Genomic DNA, 17,326 nt, shown 5'->3' on the forward strand with positions numbered 1-17,326 from the left:
CAGCCGATGCCCCGCAGGCAACGCAACTCCGGAGCCCGCCGTGGCGGCGACGCCTTCCGCCAGCACGCGTCCCCGCGCGCGGGCCAGCGGCACGCGTTCGGCGTCGGTGCGGTGGGCAGCCCCCAATCGCCGCAGCGACGAGGACAGCAAGGAAGGATCGACGGGCCGGGCGGCCATGGAACGGCCGCGCCGTCAGCGCTTCTTGGAGAAGCGCATCAGCCGGCGGCGCTTCGCCACCTGCCGCTCGGACAGCACGTTCTTCTTGCCCTCGTAAGGGTTGTCGCCCTCACGGAACTCGAACCTCACCGGCGTGCCGACCAGCTTGAAGCGCTTGCGGAAGAAGTTCTCGAGATAGCGCCGGTAGCTTTCCGGCAACCCTTTCAGGCGCGAGCCGTGGACGATGAAGGTCGGCGGCGTGCTGCCACCGGAGTGGCCATAGCGCATTTTGGGCGCATGGCCGCGCACCGACGGCGGCGGATTGCCTTCGTAGGCCACTTCCAAGGCGCGGTTGATCTCGCTGGTACCGAACGTCTTCGTCACCGAAGCGTGGGCGCGGTTCACGGCCTTGAACAACTCGCGCAGGCCGCTGCCGTGCAAGGCGGAGATGGTGATCCGCTCGGCCCACGGTGCGAACATGAGCTTGCGTTCGAGCAACACGCGGTTCTGCTCGCGCTCGTAGGTGCTCAGGCCGTCCCATTTGTTCACCGCGACGACGAGGCCGCGACCGGCTTCCAGCACGTGCCCGAGCACGGTCGCGTCCTGGTCGGTGATGCCTTCCGTGCCGTCCACCAGCACCACGGCGACCTGGCAGTGCTCGATCGACGCCAGCGTCTTGAAGGCGCTGAACTTCTCGACGGCCTCCTCGACCTTGCCGCGGCGCCGTAGGCCCGCGGTGTCGATCAGCCGATACAACTTGCCGTCGCGCTCGAGGTCGACGGCGATGGAATCCCGCGTGGTGCCCGGCACGTCGGAGGCGATCATCCGCTCTTCGCCGAGCATGCGGTTCACCAGCGTGCTCTTGCCGACGTTCGGACGGCCGACGAAGGCGACGCGGATGCGCTGCGGATCGTCTTCCAGCACCGAGAGGTCGCGATCCGCCGGCAGCCGGGACTGCACGAGCTCGACGAGATCCGGCACGCCACGCTGGTGGGACGCTGCGAGTGGGAGTGCATCCGCGATGCCGAACTTCGCGAACTCCGCCATGCAGTCGGACTCGTCGAGTCCATCGGTTTTGTTGACGGCCAGAACCAGCGGTTTGCCGGTCTTGCGCAGCCAGCCGATGATCTCGCGATCGAGCGCGGCCAGCCCCTCGCGGGCATCCACGACGAAAACGACGAGGTCCGCTTCCTCGACACCCGCGCGCGCTTGCTTGGCGGTGGCACCGGCGAGGCCGAACTCCTCGCCCGACAGACCGCCGGTGTCGACGATGGCAAAGGGACGCGCCGGTTCCAACCGGCACACGCCGTAGTGGCGGTCACGCGTGACGCCGGGCTGGTCGTGGACGAGCGCGTCGCGCGTGCGCGTCAGTGCGTTGAACAGCGTGCTCTTGCCGACGTTCGGCCGACCGACCAGCGCGACAAGGGGCAGCATGCGATTACTCGACGACGCGATAGGCCGCGAGGCGGCCTTCGTCGGTCACGGCGACGACCGTGCCCGTCGGCGTGACGATGGGCGTGGCGATGATGCGCGCATCACCCACGCGCTCGCGTGCGATGAACGAGCCGGTGCGCGGGTCGAACCAGTGCAGGTAGCCTTCGAGGTCACCGACGACGGCGTAGGTGCCGGCGAGCACGGGGCCGGTGGGCTGGCGGCGGATCAGGGCTTCCTGGCGCCAGAGGGCGCTGCCGCTCGCGCGATCGAGCGACCACAGCGTGCCGCCCTTGTCGGCCACGAGGACGCCATCGGCCGTGAGATCGATGCTGTTGGCGCCGCCGTTGTCGCGCGTCCAGGCGATCTGGCCCGAGGAAATCGCAATCGCCGCGGTGATCCCGCGGACACTGCTGGCATACACCGCATCGGCGCCGACGGCGAGGTCGCCGTCGATGTCGACGAGGCGGTCCAGCTCGCTGCGGCCTTCCGGCTCGGCGACGGGCGCTTCCCAGACCGGGAGGCCGTCATCGGGACGAAGCGCCACGACCGTGCCGTCGTCGTTGCCGACGAGGATCAGGCCCGCGGCGGCCAGCGGCGTGCTGGCACCGCGCGAGCTCAGGGTCGGAATGGCCCGGTCGAACGCCCAGCGCTGCTTGCCGTCCGCCGCATTCAGGCCGAACACCCGCCCATCCTGCGACCGCACCACCACCAGACCGTTGGCGATCAACGGCATGGCGAGCACTTCGGCCGACGCCTGCGCTTCCCAGCGCGGCTCGCCGCTGTCGGCGGACACCGCGAACACCGTGCCGCTGCGGCCGGCGACGACCACGAGGCCCTCGCCGACGCCGACGGAAGACTGCAGCCCGCCTTCGCGGACGCCGCTCTCCCACAGGCGCCAGCCGCGGCTGTTCGAAAGCGCCTCGAGATCGCGCTCCCAGCGCTCGTCGCCGGTTTCGACGTCGATGGCGCGAAGGTCGCCGCCATCGGCGACGACGTACAGGGTGCTGCCGTCGAAGCCGGGACGCTGGCGGAAGCCGAGGCTACCCTCGCCATCACCGAGCGATTCCGACCAAAGCTTCTCGACCTCGCGGGCGCCTTCGATCTCAACGAGCTTGGTCGGATCGGTGGACTTCGCCTTGTCGGTGCGGAACCAGTCGCGGACGGTGGTGCAGCCCGGGAGGACGAGCGCGGCGACGATGGCCAGGCCGAGGAGCTTGCGCATGGATCAGGCTTCCGGTGTCGTGGAGCCGCCGGTATCGGCGAGCTTGAGTTCGAGGAGGACACGCGTCGGCGAGGCGACGTCGGTGCCCGTCAGGGCCTTCTGGTAGGCATCGCGGGCGTCATCGCGCTTGCCCTGTGCGGCAAGGGCGTCACCGCGAAGCTCGTCGCGGAGCGCGGCGTAGCCGTCGAGATCGATGCCCTCGAGGCGCGCCAGCGCGGCGTCGTGGCGACCGAGCACCAGCTCCGCACGGGCGGCGCGCAGCAGGATCAGCTGGCGCAGCGTTTCATCGCGAGTGGTCGGCAGCGCGCCTTCGAGCGCCTTGAGGGCGTCCTCGGCCTTGTCCTCGTTGACGAGGGCGGCGCTGCGACGCAGGGCCGCGAGCGCGGGATACGGCGTCTCGGCGTAGTTGGCCGTCAGCGATGCGGCAAGACCGGCTGCCTGTTCGGCTTCGCCGGCTTCCTGCGCGGTGAGGAAGCTCTCGAACTGCTTGGCGGCTTCGAGCTTCTGCGCATCCTGCCGGCCCTGCCAAGTCTGGAAGCCGACGATGGCAGCGAGGCCGATCGCGATGCCGCCCAGCACGGAGCCGCCGTTGTCACGAAGCCACTTGCGGACGCGTTCGCCCTGTTCGTATTCGTCGATCTGGTCGTTGGACATGAGCCGTCACCGCGGCAATCGCGGCTTGTCAGGGGATGGGGCGAGGCCCCCGCGGCTTCAACGCGCGACGGCCTCGATCGAGCCGTCGGAGGATAGCGCAAAGCGGGCGACGTTCGCGGCGCGCACCGTGTCCAGATTCACGCGCGAGCCATTCAGCATGACCTCCGTCGCCTCGACATTGCCGATCGTGACCCGACCGATGTCGGCGGCGGCAAAACGGCGCGCTTCCCCATCGCGGGCGAGCGCGCGCTCGACCACGCCGCCGTCGCGCCCGAAGACCTCGATCCAGCTGTCGCCGGTGAATCGCAGTTCGAGCTGCGGGGCCGATGGCAGCACGCCAGCCAGACTCGCCGACACCGGGGTGGGGCCTGACGACGCGGACGGTGATTCGACGGGCTGGTCGGTCGGCGCCGAAGCGGCGACGGCCTCGGTGCCGGGGATGCCGACCGGAACGACGGCGTCGCCGTCATCGGCCAAGGCCGATTCGTCCGTCGTGGACGGCGCTGCAATGGCGGGAGACGGCACCACCGCCCTCGGGGCCGGCGCAACGATTTCGGTGGGCACCGGATCGAGAGGGCGGTACTCGGCCGGACCGGAGGCGGTCCGCGACAGTGCGAGGTACACGAGCGGCAGGACGAGAAGGCTGCCTCCAACGTAGGCCGCGTTGCGCATCGACACGTCGGCGATGCGGCCCATGCGGGACACGGACACCTGCGGACGGAGGACCGGAGCCTCGACGCGCTGGACGACCTCGTCGAGATCAACACTCACGCCCAGGCGGCTGGCATAGCGGCCGACGAGATGACGGGCGAACACCGGCGCGCCGAGACGCGCCCAGTCGCCGCGCTCGATGCCCTCGAGCACCGCACGGGGATTCTTGAGTTCACGCGCCAGCGCTTCGATCTCGAGGCCTTGCTGGAGGCGCGCGGCCTTGAGGCGCGCGGCGATGCCGTGGTTCTGGTCCGAAGTGCTCACTGTTTCGAACTACCCGTGTCGGAAGGGGGCGAGCTGGCTTCGACCTCGGCAGCGAGGGTCGCCAACTGGTTGCGGTAACGCGCCGCGGCACGGGCATCGCCCGCGGCGGTTTCGATCTCGATGGCCAGGGCCAACTCCGGCGCCGTGAGCGGAGCCACGGCTTCGCGGCGCTGGAGGAAGGCCCGCGCCTTCAGGGCATCGCCACGGCGATGTTCGAGCCGCGCCATGCCCGAGAGCGCCTGCGCCTGCTGGGGCGCCAGAGTGAGCGCGGCCCGGAAATTGAACTCGGCCTGTTCGTCGCGCCCCGCTTCGGAGGCACAACTGCCCGCGTTGGCCAAGGCTTGCGTGGGCTGCCGGTAGGCCTCGTCGGCGACCGCATCACTGAACGCCTTCAGGGCCTCGTCGGTCCGGCCGGCCCGGCAGAGCCAGGCGCCATAGGCGTTCAGCACCGGGCCGCTCGCGGGCGAAAGCCGAAGGGCCTGCTTGTAGTCGTCACCCGCCTCGAGGCCTCGTCCGAGCGCCTCCAGGGCGGTACCGCGCATCACCCTCGCCTGGGCACTGCGCGAATCCGACTTGACGGCCAGTTCGGCCTCGACCAGCGCGCCAGCGGCATCGCCGCGCTCCAGCAAGGCCTGCGCGGCATTGATCGAGCGCTGGGCGATCGGCGAGGTGTGGTGAGGGGTGCCCGCAGCACGCGGCGCAGGCGCTGACGCGCAGCCCGCCAGGACGAGGGCGGCCAGCAGCAGATGCAGGAGGCGATCAGGCCGCCGCATCCGCGCTGCCCTCGAGCTTGCGGCGGAATTCGGCCTGTCGGCGCGTCTTGTCCATCACCTGCCCCTTCAGCTGGCCGCAGGCGGCATCGATGTCGTCGCCCCGAGTGCGGCGCACCATCGTCAGGATGCCGGCATCGAGCAGCTTCTTCTGGAAGGCGCGGATCTCCGTTTCGCCACTGCGCTCGAAGCGCGTGCCGGGGAACGGATTGAACGGAATCAGGTTCACCTTCGCGGCATGGCCGTCCTGCGCCTGACGGCAGAACTGGCGCATCAACGCCGCGAGCTCGCGGGCATGCTCGGGCTGGTCGTTCACGCCCTTCATGAGCGTGTACTCGAAGGTGATCGAATCGATCTTGGTGGATCGCACGTAGCGCAGGCAGGCGGCCATCAGCTCGGCGATCGGGTACTTCTTGTTCAGCGGGACGAGCTGGGTGCGCAGTTCGTCGTTGGCCGCGTGCAGCGAGACGGCCAAGGCCACGTCGCAGCGCGCCGCCAGCTGGTCGATCATCGGCACCATGCCGGCGGTGCTCAAGGTGACGCGTTTGCTGGCGAGGCCGAAACCAAGGTCATCGCGCATCAGGTTCATCGCGGTGACGACGTTCTCGAAATTGAGCAAGGGCTCGCCCATGCCCATCATCACGACGTTGGTGAGCTTGCGGTCCTTGTGCGGGACATTGCCCAAGTGGCGCGCCGCGACGAACACCTGGCCGATGATCTCGGCGGCGGTCAGGTTGCGGTTGAAGCCCTGCGTCGCGGTGGAGCAGAACTGGCAGTTCAGTCCGCAACCGACCTGGCTCGACACGCAGAGCGTGCCGCGGTTCTTGTCCGGGATCAGGACGGTCTCGACGGCATTTCCCGCATCCATGCCGAGCAGCCACTTGTGCGTGCCGTCGGTGGAGGGCTTGTCGAACATCACCTTCGGCGGGCGGGCCTCGCAGCGGTCTTCCAGCTTCGTGCGCAGCGCCTTGCCGAGATCCGTCATGCCACCGAAGTCGGTGACATGGCGGTGGTAGATCCACTTCATCACCTGGTGGGCGCGGAAGCGCTTTTCCCCGAGCTCGCGCTCGAAGAAATCCTCCGCGGCCACGCGGTCGAGGTCGAGCAGGTTGACGCGCGCCGGCGACGCCGGAGGAACCGGCGGAAGCACTACGGCAGGAGCGTCAACCGTGCCCATCGCCGCTTCAGCGCGCGCAGAGCTCGGTGGCGCTGAAGAAGTACGCGGTTTCGATCGCGGCGTTCTCGAGGCTGTCCGAACCGTGGACGGCGTTCGCGTCGATCGACTGCGCGAAATCGGCGCGGATCGTGCCCGGCGCGGCGTCCTTCGGGTTGGTGGCGCCCATCAGATCACGGTTCTTGAGCACGGCGTTCTCGCCTTCGAGAACCTGGATCATCACCGGGCCCGAGATCATGAACTCGACCAGCGCGTTGAAGAACGGACGCTCCTTGTGGACCTCGTAGAAGCCTTCGGCCTCCTTGCGCGAGAGGTGCTTCATCTTCGCGGCGACGATCTTCAGGCCGGCGTTCTCGAAACGCGCGTAGATCTGACCGATCACGTTCTTCGCGACGGCGTCGGGCTTGATGATCGAAATGGTGCGCTCTACGGCCATGTTTGCAAACCTTTGTCAATAGGAAAACAGCTAAGGCTGAGAGTATAAGCAGCGAATATCAAAAAAGACAGCGGGTTACGGCACATTCCGCAGGCCGGACTGAGGGTGTGAAGACGCCCGGAACCGTGCCTTTCGCGACGCCGCACGCCCCGGCGGCGACCATGATCGTCCGCTTGATTCAATCAAGCACTTGACAGCTGCCGGTGACTGGCCGGAGCATCGAACAAGCGTTTGAAACGAGGCCCGAATGAGCACCACCCACTTCAACACCAAGGAACGCATCCTCGGCGCCGCCGAGGAACTGTTCGCCATCCACGGCTTCTCCGGGACCTCGCTCCGCCAGGTCACCAGCCGCGCCGACGTGAACATCGCCGCCGTCAATTACCACTTCGGCTCGAAGGAGAACCTCGTCAACGAGGTCTTCCGGCGCCGGATGGACGACATGAGCGAGAAGCGGCTGAAGCACCTCGTCGAGGCCCGGCAGGCCCACCCGGGCAATTTGGAGGCCGTTCTGCGCGCCTTCATCGAACCCCCGCTGGCGCTCACGCTGGACCGCCAGCACGGCGGCGCGGCCTTCGTCCGCGTCCTGGCCCGCGCTTTCGCCGAGAAGAACGACGGCCTGCGCAAGTTCCTTTCGGACAACTACGGCCACGTGCTCCGCGAGTTCGCCAAGGCCATCGCCGAGTGCGTGCCGGGCCTCCCCAAGGAAGACCTCTACTGGCGTCTCGACTTCGTTGCCGGCGCCTTGACCTACGCCATGGCCGACTTCGGCCTGATCAAACGCCCGGCCGGTACCAGCGAGAAACAGCACTGCGAGAAGGCCGCCCAACAGCTGGTGCGGTTCGCCGCCGCCGGCCTCCGGGCCGGCTGAGGCCCGACCGGGCCACCCGGCCCTGGGTTGACCATACGCTGGCGTATCTTTAACGTACGCCGCCGTACGCTTCCGCTTTCCACCCGTTTTCCCGTTCGCCTCCCCACCGGAGTTCCTCATGTCCCAGCTTCGTATCCGCAAAGTGGCGGTGCTCGGCGCCGGCGTGATGGGCGCGCAGATCGCCGCTCATCTTGTTAACGCTGACGTTGACACCCTGCTCTTCGACCTTCCGGCCAAGGAAGGCGACAAGAACGGCATCGTCCAGAAGGCCATCGCCAACCTCGGCAAGCTGTCGCCCGCACCACTGGCCAGCAAAGCCAAGGCCGCCGCGATCATCCCGGCGAACTACGAGCAGCACCTCGCCCTCCTCGCGGACTGTGACCTCATCATCGAGGCGATCGCCGAGAAGATGGAGTGGAAGAAAGACCTCTACGAGAAGATCGCTCCGCACGTCGCGCCGCATGCCATCGTCGCCTCGAACACCTCGGGCCTGTCGATCAACGGCCTCGCCGACGCGATGCCGGCGGCGGTGCGCCCGCGCTTCTGCGGCGTGCACTTCTTCAACCCGCCGCGCTACATGCACCTCGCCGAGCTGATTCCGTGCAAGGGCACCGAGGCTGGCGTGCTGGAAGGCCTCGAGACCTTCCTCACGACCACGCTTGGCAAGGGCGTCGTCTACGCCAAGGACACGCCGAACTTCATCGGCAACCGCATCGGCGTGTTCTCGATCCTCGCCGGCATGCCCCACACCGAGCGTCTCGGCCTCGGCTTCGATGAAGTCGACGCCGTCACCGGCCCGCTGATCGGCCGCCCGAAGTCGGCGACCTACCGCACCTGCGACGTGGTAGGCCTCGACACGATGGCGCATGTGATCAAGACCATGCGCGACACCCTGCCGGACGATCCCTGGCACGCGTATTTCAACGCGCCGGCCTGGCTGCAGGCATTGATCGCCAAGGGCGCGCTCGGCCAGAAAACCGGCGCGGGCTTCTACACCAAGAAGGGCAAGGACATCCTCGTCCTCGATCTCGCCAAGCAGGATTTCCGCCCCAGTGGCGCGGAAGCGAATCCTGAAGTGGTCGAGATCCTGAAGATCAAGAACCCGGCCGAGAAGTTCGCCAAGCTGCGCGCCCACGCGCATCCGCAGGCGCAGTTCCTGTGGTCGATCTTCCGCGACCTGTTCCACTACGCCGCCTTCCACCTGCACTCGATCGCCGACACCGCGCGTGACGTCGACTTCGCCATGCGCTGGGGCTAAGGCTGGAACCTCGGCCCGTTCGAGACCTGGCAGGCCGCCGGCTGGCAGCAGGTCGCCGCGTGGATCGCCGAGGACATCGCCGCTGGCAAGACCATGGGCACGGCCCCGCTGCCGGCTTGGGTGACCGACGGCCGCGCCGGCGTGCACGGCAAGGACGGCAGCTTCAGCCCGGCGCAGAACGCCGCCCTGCCCCGCTCCTCGCTGGCCGTCTACGGCCGCCAGCGCTTCCCGGAAACCGTCATCGGCGAGGCCTCGGCCAACCCCGGCACGACGGTGTTCGAGACCGACGCCGTGCGCCTTTGGACCGACGGCGACGGCATCGCGGTGCTGAGCTTCAAGACCAAAATGAACACCGTCGGCGACGGCGTGCTGGCTGGGGTCCTGCAGGCGATCGACGTCGCCGAGAAGGACTTCCGCGGCATGGTGATCTGGCAGCCGAAGGGCCCGTTCTCGGCCGGTGCCGACCTGGCCGGCGCTCTGGGCGCCCTGCAGGCCGGCAAGCTGGACGAGTTCAATGCGATGGTCGCCACCTTCCAGGCGGCCAGCCAGCGCATCAAGTACTCGCTGGTACCGGTGGTCGCGGCCGTTCGCGGCCTCGCGCTCGGCGGCGGCTGCGAGTTCCAGATGCATTCGGCGCGTACCGTGGCCCACCTCGAGAGCTACATCGGCCTCGTCGAAGCGGGCGTCGGCCTGTTGCCGGCCGGTGGCGGCCTGAAGGAGTTCGCCGGCCGTGCCTCGGCCAAGGCGAAGAACGGCGACGTGTTCGCCGAACTGAAGCCGCTGTTCGAAGCCGTGGCGATGGGCAAGGTCTCGGCCTCCGCCCTCGAAGCCAAGGAACTCGGCCTGCTGCGCGATGCCGACATCGTCGTCTTCCACGAGCACGAGCTGCTGCACGTCGCCCGCCAGGTCGCGCTGGGCCTCGCTGAGACCGGCTACCGCCCGCCGCTGCCGAACCGCACGATCACCGCGGCCGGCGACGTCGGCATCGCCACCTTCAAGATGATGCTGGTGAACATGCTCGAGGGCCGGATGATCAGCCCGCACGACATGGAGATCGCCACGCGCATCGCGACCGTTCTCTCCGGTGGCGAGATCGACCGCGGCGCCACCGTGGACGAGGACTGGCTGATCCGCCTCGAGCGCGAGCACTTCGTCGCGCTCGCCCAGATGCCGAAGACGCAGGAGCGCATCGCGCACATGCTGAAGACCGGCAAGCCGCTGCGGAATTGACCCTTTGTGTCGGCGGCCAAGGCCGCCGGCGCGCCCGACTTCGGAGTTTCCTCCATGAGCAAGCAAGTTCAAGACGCCTACATCGTCGCCGCCACCCGCACCCCGGTCGGCAAGGCCCCGCGCGGCTTCTTCCGCAACACCCGCCCCGACGACCTGCTGGCCCACGTGCTGAAGAGCGTCGTGGCGCAGGCCCCGGGCATCGACCTCTCGCAGATCGACGACGCGATCATCGGCTGCGCCATGCCCGAGGGCGAGCAGGGCATGAACGTGGCGCGCATCGGCGTGCTGCTGGCCGGCCTGCCGAACACCATCGCCGCGCAGACCATCAACCGCTTCTGCTCCTCCGGCCTCCAGGCCGTGGCGCTGGCGGCCGACCAGATCCGCCTCGGCAACGCCGACCTGATGCTGGCCGGCGGCACCGAGTCGATGAGCATGGTGCCGATGATGGGCAACAAGGTGGCCATGGCCCCCTCCGTGTTCGACAACGAGCACGTCGCGATTGCCTATGGCATGGGCATCACCGCCGAGAAGGTCGCCGAGGAGTGGAAGGTCAGCCGCGACGACCAGGACGCTTTTGCCGCCGAATCGCACCGTCGCGCGCTGGCCGCCATCGCCGCCGGTGAGTTCAAGGACGAGATCTCGCCCTACGCCGTGCGCGCCCGCGTGCCGGTGCTGGGCGGCAACACGGTCAAGCTGATCGAGAAGTCCGTCGACACGGATGAAGGCCCGCGCGCCGACACCTCGGTCGAGGGCCTCGCCAAGCTGAAGCCGGTGTTCCGCATGGGCGGCTCGGTGACGGCGGGCAACAGCTCGCAGATGAGCGACGGCGCCGGCGCGGTGCTGCTGGCCTCGGAGAAGGCCATCAAGCAGTACGGCCTGACCCCGCTCGCCCGCTTCGTCAGTTTCTCGGTCGCCGGCGTGCGCCCGGAAGTGATGGGCATCGGCCCGATCGAAGCGATCCCGAAGGCGCTGAAGCAGGCCGGCCTCACGCAGGACCAGCTCGACTGGATCGAGCTCAACGAAGCCTTCGCCGCGCAGGCGCTGGCGGTGACGCGCACCTGCGGCCTCGACCCGTCGAAGATCAACCCGCTGGGCGGTGCGATCGCGCTGGGCCACCCGCTGGGCGCGACCGGTGCGATCCGCACCGCGACGATCGTGCACGGCCTGCGTCGCCGCAAGCAGAAGTACGGCATGGTGACCATGTGCATCGGCACCGGCATGGGCGCGGCAGGCATCTTCGAAGCGCTCTGACCCCGAGCTGATCCGAAACGGAAAGGCCCGGCATTGCCGGGCCTTTCGCGTTCAAGGGCGCGCTGCCCTGCCCTCGCGCCAGTCTTTCCACGCGTCCTTGGCCTGCAGCCACCAGTAGGTGGCCTGTGCGCCGGCGAAGCCCCAGGGCTTCATTGCGGAGGCGAGGCCGTAGGGCGCGTAGGCCTGCCACGTGGTATCGCCCTCAGCGATCGCCGAAGCCAGCACTTCGCCCGCGACCGTGGTCGGGGCCACGCCGTGCCCGCCGAAGGCCTGCGCATGCCAGAGACCCTCGTCCAAGCGCCCGATCTGCGGCATCTCGTGGCGGGCGTAACTCATCAGCCCGGACCACGCATGGTCGATGCGCACGCCGTCGAGCTGTGGAAACACGCGCAGCACGTCGCGTCGCAACAGGCGTTCGACCTGCATCGCCTTGCGATCGCGCACCGAGATGCGCCCACCCCACAGCAGCCGGGTGTCGGGCAGCAACCGGTAGTAGTCGAAGGCGAAACGCGTGTCGTAGACGGCGGCCTGCGTCTCGAGCACTTCCGCGGCGCGCACCCCCAAGGGTTCGGTCACGATTACATACGTGGCAATGGGCAACACCGAGGCATCGACCTTGGGCACCAGCCCGGCGAGGTAGCCGCCGCAGGCCAGCACGACGTGCTCGGCGTCCACCGAACCACACGGGGTCTCGACGCGCCAACCGCTGCCCTTGGGTCGAAGCGCGGTCGCCGGGCTGCCGTCATGAACCGTCGCTCCAAGGTGGCGAAGCGTGCCGGCCAGGCCCCGCGCGTACTTCAGCGGGTGGAAGTGGAAGGCCTGGGGTTCGAACAGGGCCGCGCTGTAGCGCGTGCTCTTCACCTGCATGCGCAATCGCGCGCGGTCCACCGGCTGCCAGTGCGTGTCGAAGTGCGTCGCCAGCAAGCGACGACGGCGTTCAAGCACCTCGCCGTCACGGAACCAGTTCGCCCACAGCACGCCACCGTCGATCCGGTCGCAGTCGATGCCGTAACGCTCGGTGCGGGAGCGCACCAGGGCGACGGCATCCTGCGTCCGACGATAGGCCGCCCGTGCCGCATCGGGACCGAGGTCGGCGAGGAGGTCGGCCTCGCCACGCGAATAGCCGGCGAAGACGAACCCCCCGTTTCGCCCGGAGGCACCGTAGCCCACCGTGTCCGCCTCGAGCACGACGACGTCGGTGACGCCGCGTTCCACGAGTCCGAGCGCGGTGTTCAGCCCGGCGAATCCGCCCCCGATGATGCAGACGCGCGCTTCCGTGGCGCCGCGGAGCGGCGCGGCTTCCAACCCGGGCCCGCCAGTCGCGCGGTAGTAGTCGGTGGCGGTGCTTTCAAGCATGGGCGGGCGACGCGGGAGGCGATAGCATCAGAAGTCCCTCGCATCTTTCCCGCCGACGATGCCGCCATCAAGCCCACCGGGCCGTACCCGCGTGATCCTCGTCGCACTCGCCGGTGCCTGCGTGGTGGTCGGCCTGATGTGGGGGCTGCGATGGGCGTTCGAGGACCGCGTGCTGGCGGGGCGATTGAGCCCCGAAGCGTCCCTCGAGGCAATGGCGGACTTCGTGGCGATGCTCTATGCCCTCGCCGCGATGATCGCCGCACTGTTGGCGGCGCCGCTGGGGTGGATCGCGAGGCGCACGCGCGAAACACGCCAATGGCCCCCCTCGGGCCGATGGCCGACACCGCGCGCCATCGGGGACCGCGAAATCCACCGATACACCCAGCGCCTGCAAGTGGGCGCCGTGGCATCCGGCGCCGCCGCCATCGCGGCGCTCGCCGCCGCGCTCGGCTGAGTTGAGCCGTCAGCCCTCGGCCAAGGCCCGGCGCATCAGCGCCTTGGCGGCATCGCGGAGGTCGGCGTCTTCGAGTGCGTACTGCAGGGTCGCCTCGATCAGACCGATGCGGCTGCCGCAGTCAAAGCGACGGCCTTCGAAACGGTAGGCCAGCGTCTTCTGCTCCTTGAGCAGGGCCGCGATGCCGTCGGTGAGCTGGATTTCACCGCCGGCGCCCGGCTTGGTCGACTCGAGCAGTTCGAAGATGCGCGGCTGAAGCACGTAGCGCCCCACCACCGCGAGCGTGCTGGGCGCCTCTTCCGGCCGCGGCTTCTCGACGATGGCGCTGATCTCACCATGGCGGCCGGTGAAATCGCGCATCGCGACGATGCCGTAGCTGCGCGTCTGCTCGATCGGCACGTCCTGCACCGCGATCACGCTCGCCTGTTGCTGCGTGGCGAGCTCCACCAGCTGGCGCGTGGCGCCTGCGCCGCGATTCCAGATCAGGTCGTCCGGCAGCAGCACGGCGAACGGCTGGTCGCCAACGACCGGGCGGGCGCACAGCACGGCATGGCCCAGGCCGAGGGCTTCCGCCTGGGTCACGAACACCGCGCGCACATGGCGTGGCAAGACGTCGCGGATCATCGCCAGCAACTCGGACTTCCCGGCACGCTCGAGCTTCTGCTCGAGCTCATAGGCCTTGTCGAAATAGTCGGCGACCGAGTGCTTGTAGCGGTTGGTGACGAAAACCAGCGTGTCGCAACCGGCTTCGATGGCCTCGTCGACGGCGTATTGGATCAGGGGGCGGTCAACGACCGGCAGCATCTCCTTTGGCACCGTCTTGGTGGCCGGCAGGAAACGCGTTCCGAGGCCCGCGACGGGGAAAACGGCGCAACGGACACGGGCACTCATGGCGTGCGGCCGCCGCGGATGACCTGCGGGCGGAACGGCCCGGTGATGCGGCTCGCGGCCGTGGCGGCGAATTCGGGGATGGCTTCGGCAATCACTCGTCGGATCTCACTATCGTCGTCGCGCTGCACGGCTTGGCGCAGCGCCTTCAGGGTGGCGTCCACCTCGGCGAGGTCGACGGGCCGCGGTTCGGCAAGGAAAATCTTCGGATGCACAGTCTGCGAGCAACTCTCGTCGGCGTGGAAGAGCTCCTCGTGGAGTTTTTCGCCGGGGCGCAGGCCTGTGTAGCTGATGTCGATGTCGCGGTACGGCGCGAAGCCGGCCAGCCGGATCATCTGTTCGGCGAGCACGCGGATCAGCACCGGACGGCCCATGTCGAGGGTGAAGATGCCCGAGGCCTCGCGAAGGGTCGTGGCCTGCAGGATCAGCTGGCAGGCCTCGGGAATCGTCATGAAATAGCGGGTGACGTCCGGGTGCGTGACCGTCACCGGCCCGCCGTGGCGGATCTGCTCGCGGAAGAGCGGCACCACGCTACCGGCCGAATCGAGCACGTTGCCGAAGCGCACGGTGACCAGCCGCGTCGCGGAGCCCTCGCAACGGGCGAGGCAGGCCAACTCCGCGAGGCGCTTGCTGGCGCCCAGCATGTTGATGGCGTTGACGGCCTTGTCGGTCGAGATGAGGACGAGGGTCTTCACCGCGCCGGCGACGGCCGTTCTCGCCACCACCTCGGTCGCGAACAGGTTGTTGCGCACCGCCTCGCGGGGCTGCGCTTCGAGCAGCGGCACGTGCTTGTATGCGGCGGCATGGAACAACTCATCGGGGCGCCACTGCTCGACCAGTCGGCGCATCAGCGCCTCGTCGCCGCAGTCGCCGAGTACGTACTCCGCCTGCAACCGGGGGAAGCGCGCGCGCAGATCGAACTGCAGTTCATGCAGGGCGAGCTCGGAGCGCTCCACCAGCACGAGTTGGGCGACGTCGACGTTCGCGCACTGTCGCGCCAGCTCCGAACCGATCGACCCGCCGGCCCCGGTGATCAGGACCGACCGCCCCAACAGCGACTCGCGGATGGCAACCCAATCCGGCAGCACCGGATCACGACCGAGCAGGTCTTCGATGGCGACGTCTTTCAGGGCGCCGTGCATCCACTGGTCCTGCAGCACTTCCTCCGGGGCCGGCATGCGGCTGAAGCGCAGCTTCAGTCGCTCGCATTGCGCAGCGATGCGGCCCAGCTGCTCGCTCTGATCACCCGGCAGGGCGATCGCGACGTGCGTGACCGCCGCTTCCTCGGCGATATGCGCTAGGTCCTTGATGCGGCCCAGGACCGGCAAACCGTAGATCTTGGCGCCCTGGATGCTGCCATCGTCGGCGAGGAAGCCGACCACCTGGTAGCGGTCGCTGCGCTGGAGGTCGCGTGCGAGGCTTTCCGCCGTCGGGCCGGCACCGAGGATCAGCAGGCGTTCGCGCTGTCCCGCCGCGGCGCGCAGCGCCTGCCCGTCCTTCCACGCGCGGTAGAGCAACCTCGGCGCCCCCAAAAGGACAGCCAAGGCCACCGGGTAGAGCACCAGCGCCACGCGAGGCACGCCTTCCGCACGATCCCGGAACAGGAACAGCAGGATGGCGACGAGCAGGCCACCAAGCATCGTGCTGAACAGGATGTTCTTGAGGTCCGGAAGGCTGGCGAACCGCCACAACCCCCGATATAGCCCCATGCGCCAGAACACCGTCAGCTGCACGGCGACCACGATGGCGGTTTCCACGAGGAACCCGTGCATCGGCACGCTGGAGCCGATTGACGCGTAACGCAGGGCGATCAAGGCCTGCCACGCCAGCACGACCATGAGCACGTCGTGCAACACCACGAGGACACGGCTGATCGGGAAGCGGGGTGGACGGGGGGAGCTCACCACTGGCCACGCTCCTTGAGATGCGATGTGAAGTGTCGTTGCAGCCACCACCACGCGGAAACCGTGGCGAAGAAAACCAGCGCCGCGGCGATGGCTTCGCGTCCTGCCTGCTGGGCCATGACCATCCCTACCCCGCTCGCCAGCATCCATGCCACGTACGCCATCGTCACGCGGGCGTGACTGTAACCGCTGCGTGTGGCGAGCTGATAGAGGTGCCGGCGGTGGGCGGACGCCAATCGTTCACCATCGCGAGCGCGCAGCACGAGGGTGCCGAGCACATCCACGAGGAAGGCCGCACTCGCCGCCAGCGCCACCCCGGCGATCTCGATGCGGGGCGAGGCCAGCACCAGCACCGCCAGGCCGAAGCCGAGGGCATGGCTGCCACAGTCCCCCATGAAGACCCGAGCCTTCGGGAAATTCAGCGGCAGGAAGCCGAGGCAGGCGGCGAGCAGGCCCATCGCGACGGGGGCGACGAGCGCCGCGCCGGCGCCGGTCGCCACAGCGAGGACGCTGGTGCAAACCACCACGGCGGCCCATGCGGCGATGCCGTCGATGCCGTCCATGAAGTTCCAAGCGTTGACGAACAGCAGCACCAGCGCCGCGCTCGCCAATGCCGCCAGCGGCGAGGGCAGGACGAAGGGCACACCGTCGGGCGCGAGCGGCAGCGCGATCGCGACGGGAAGCGCCGCGAGGGTCTGGCCGACGAACTTCCACGCAGCCGGCAACGGTCGGAAGTCATCCGCCAGCCCCACGATCGCCGCCACCAACCCGCCCAGCAGGACAGCATCTCGCGTTGTTCCCGGGGGCGCCCACAGGGCGATCGCCAGGCCCGAAGCGACGGCAATGCCGATGCCCGCGCCCCGCGGCGTGGCGACGGCATGGCTGCTGCGATGCCCGGGCACGTCGAGCACGCCCCGCCGAAGGGCCAGCCGACGCCAGGCCTCGGCCACCACGAAGGCGACGGCGGCCACCAGCAACAGCCGCGGCCATGCCGTCAGCAAGGCCTCGAACAGCGGACTCACCGTCCCCTCACTCGATGGCCACGTGCGGCAGCGGCTTGATCGATGCCCACTGCTTGCAGCTCGGGCATTGCCAATGGTGGGCGCGCGCCCCGAAGCCGCAACTCTGGCAGCGATACCCCGGCGAGCGGACGATGAGCTGTTCGTTGATCTGTTGCAGGGCCACCAGCAACCCGCGGGCGTCGTCGCTCTCGCTGCGCAGCGCGAGCTCGATCAGCGCCGCCTCGCCGCGGATCGAAGGCCGCTGACGCAAATGCTTGCGCAGGAACTCCAA

General features: G+C 68.6%; 14 protein-coding genes and 2 pseudogenes. 4 read left to right on the forward strand and 12 right to left on the reverse strand.

Annotation, left to right across the window (positions count from 1 at the left end):
• Positions 1 to 192: 192 nt before the first annotated feature.
• Genes der through ndk form a run of 7 tightly spaced genes read right to left on the reverse strand, consistent with a single transcriptional unit; the run spans position 193 to position 6,821 of the window.
• A complete protein-coding gene (der, locus tag ACIQ6S_RS06425) occupies positions 193 to 1,590 on the reverse strand; it encodes a ribosome biogenesis GTPase Der (RefSeq protein ID WP_397607630.1) in 1,398 nt (465 codons plus the stop codon).
• Positions 1,591 to 1,594: 4 nt separating this feature from the next.
• Entirely contained in the window at positions 1,595 to 2,812 is a 1,218-nt protein-coding gene (gene bamB, locus ACIQ6S_RS06430) for an outer membrane protein assembly factor BamB (RefSeq protein ID WP_397573890.1), read from the reverse strand.
• A gap of 3 nt (positions 2,813 to 2,815) precedes the next feature.
• Positions 2,816 to 3,466, reverse strand: coding sequence for a YfgM family protein (locus ACIQ6S_RS06435; protein ID WP_397573891.1), 651 nt, complete (start codon positions 3,464 to 3,466; stop codon positions 2,816 to 2,818).
• Positions 3,467 to 3,523: 57 nt separating this feature from the next.
• Complete coding sequence (locus ACIQ6S_RS06440; protein ID WP_397607631.1) at positions 3,524 to 4,441, reverse strand: RodZ domain-containing protein; 918 nt, start codon at positions 4,439 to 4,441, stop codon at positions 3,524 to 3,526.
• On the reverse strand, positions 4,438 to 5,214 hold the full coding sequence (gene pilW, locus ACIQ6S_RS06445) for a type IV pilus biogenesis/stability protein PilW (protein ID WP_397607632.1): 777 nt from the start codon (positions 5,212 to 5,214) through the stop codon (positions 4,438 to 4,440). Before pilW ends, ACIQ6S_RS06440 begins: the two co-directional genes overlap by 4 nt.
• Positions 5,201 to 6,388 carry a 23S rRNA (adenine(2503)-C(2))-methyltransferase RlmN gene (gene rlmN, locus ACIQ6S_RS06450; protein WP_397607633.1) on the reverse strand — a complete coding sequence of 396 codons (1,188 nt, stop codon included), beginning with the start codon at positions 6,386 to 6,388 and terminating at the stop codon, positions 5,201 to 5,203. The genes pilW and rlmN overlap by 14 nt, the downstream gene beginning before the upstream one ends.
• Before the next feature lie 7 nt (positions 6,389 to 6,395).
• Entirely contained in the window at positions 6,396 to 6,821 is a 426-nt protein-coding gene (gene ndk, locus ACIQ6S_RS06455) for a nucleoside-diphosphate kinase (protein ID WP_397607634.1), read from the reverse strand.
• A gap of 247 nt (positions 6,822 to 7,068) precedes the next feature.
• On the opposite strand from ndk, the gene ACIQ6S_RS06460 reads away from it, so the two are divergent.
• From ACIQ6S_RS06460 to ACIQ6S_RS06470, 3 genes and pseudogenes are all read left to right on the forward strand, one after another.
• Positions 7,069 to 7,692 (forward strand): TetR/AcrR family transcriptional regulator, encoded by a 624-nt coding sequence (locus tag ACIQ6S_RS06460; RefSeq protein WP_297866272.1) that lies wholly within the window; start codon positions 7,069 to 7,071, stop codon positions 7,690 to 7,692.
• Between the two features lie 118 nt (positions 7,693 to 7,810).
• Positions 7,811 to 10,180: pseudogene (locus ACIQ6S_RS06465) on the forward strand (3-hydroxyacyl-CoA dehydrogenase/enoyl-CoA hydratase family protein).
• 54 nt (positions 10,181 to 10,234) lie between these two features.
• Entirely contained in the window at positions 10,235 to 11,431 is a 1,197-nt protein-coding gene (locus ACIQ6S_RS06470; RefSeq protein ID WP_397607635.1) for an acetyl-CoA C-acyltransferase, read from the forward strand.
• Positions 11,432 to 11,482: 51 nt separating this feature from the next.
• Here the strand turns inward: ACIQ6S_RS06470 and ACIQ6S_RS06475 are convergent, their stop codons facing one another.
• Positions 11,483 to 12,787: an NAD(P)/FAD-dependent oxidoreductase gene (locus tag ACIQ6S_RS06475; RefSeq protein WP_397607636.1), complete on the reverse strand. Its 1,305-nt coding sequence runs from the start codon at positions 12,785 to 12,787 to the stop codon at positions 11,483 to 11,485.
• Positions 12,788 to 12,878: 91 nt separating this feature from the next.
• Between ACIQ6S_RS06475 and ACIQ6S_RS06480 the strand changes: the two genes are divergently transcribed.
• Positions 12,879 to 13,241 carry a hypothetical protein gene (locus ACIQ6S_RS06480; protein WP_397607637.1) on the forward strand — a complete coding sequence of 121 codons (363 nt, stop codon included), beginning with the start codon at positions 12,879 to 12,881 and terminating at the stop codon, positions 13,239 to 13,241.
• Between the two features lie 9 nt (positions 13,242 to 13,250).
• On the opposite strand, the gene galU is transcribed toward ACIQ6S_RS06480, so the two are convergent.
• The 4 genes and pseudogenes from galU to ACIQ6S_RS06500 all read right to left on the reverse strand — a co-directional run.
• Complete coding sequence (gene galU, locus ACIQ6S_RS06485) at positions 13,251 to 14,132, reverse strand: UTP--glucose-1-phosphate uridylyltransferase GalU (protein WP_397607638.1); 882 nt, start codon at positions 14,130 to 14,132, stop codon at positions 13,251 to 13,253.
• Positions 14,129 to 15,967, reverse strand: coding sequence for a polysaccharide biosynthesis protein (locus ACIQ6S_RS06490; protein ID WP_397607645.1), 1,839 nt, complete (start codon positions 15,965 to 15,967; stop codon positions 14,129 to 14,131). The genes galU and ACIQ6S_RS06490 overlap by 4 nt, the downstream gene beginning before the upstream one ends.
• A gap of 62 nt (positions 15,968 to 16,029) precedes the next feature.
• Positions 16,030 to 17,055 (reverse strand): lipopolysaccharide biosynthesis protein, encoded by a 1,026-nt coding sequence (locus tag ACIQ6S_RS06495; RefSeq protein WP_397607639.1) that lies wholly within the window; start codon positions 17,053 to 17,055, stop codon positions 16,030 to 16,032.
• Between the two features lie 7 nt (positions 17,056 to 17,062).
• A pseudogene (locus ACIQ6S_RS06500) lies at positions 17,063 to 17,326 on the reverse strand (lipopolysaccharide assembly protein LapB); the annotation flags it as partial.

It is taken from the genome of Silanimonas sp. (assembly GCF_044377035.1).
Classification (GTDB): Bacteria; Pseudomonadota; Gammaproteobacteria; order Xanthomonadales; family Xanthomonadaceae; genus Silanimonas.

What these genes read in the sequence shown, in the direction of transcription:
- der (WP_397607630.1), bottom strand. Translation starts at nt 1,590, where the DNA reads ATGCTGCCCCTTGTCGCGCTGGTCGGTCGGCCGAACGTCGGCAAGAGC.
- bamB (WP_397573890.1), bottom strand. Translation starts at nt 2,812, where the DNA reads ATGCGCAAGCTCCTCGGCCTGGCCATCGTCGCCGCGCTCGTCCTCCCG.
- ACIQ6S_RS06435 (WP_397573891.1), bottom strand. Translation starts at nt 3,466, where the DNA reads ATGTCCAACGACCAGATCGACGAATACGAACAGGGCGAACGCGTCCGC.
- pilW (WP_397607632.1), bottom strand. Translation starts at nt 5,214, where the DNA reads ATGCGGCGGCCTGATCGCCTCCTGCATCTGCTGCTGGCCGCCCTCGTC.
- rlmN (WP_397607633.1), bottom strand. Translation starts at nt 6,388, where the DNA reads ATGGGCACGGTTGACGCTCCTGCCGTAGTGCTTCCGCCGGTTCCTCCG.
- ndk (WP_397607634.1), bottom strand. Translation starts at nt 6,821, where the DNA reads ATGGCCGTAGAGCGCACCATTTCGATCATCAAGCCCGACGCCGTCGCG.
- ACIQ6S_RS06460 (WP_297866272.1), top strand. Translation starts at nt 7,069, where the DNA reads ATGAGCACCACCCACTTCAACACCAAGGAACGCATCCTCGGCGCCGCC.
- ACIQ6S_RS06470 (WP_397607635.1), top strand. Translation starts at nt 10,235, where the DNA reads ATGAGCAAGCAAGTTCAAGACGCCTACATCGTCGCCGCCACCCGCACC.
- ACIQ6S_RS06475 (WP_397607636.1), bottom strand. Translation starts at nt 12,787, where the DNA reads ATGCTTGAAAGCACCGCCACCGACTACTACCGCGCGACTGGCGGGCCC.
- galU (WP_397607638.1), bottom strand. Translation starts at nt 14,132, where the DNA reads ATGAGTGCCCGTGTCCGTTGCGCCGTTTTCCCCGTCGCGGGCCTCGGA.
- ACIQ6S_RS06490 (WP_397607645.1), bottom strand. Translation starts at nt 15,967, where the DNA reads ATGGTCGTGCTGGCGTGGCAGGCCTTGATCGCCCTGCGTTACGCGTCA.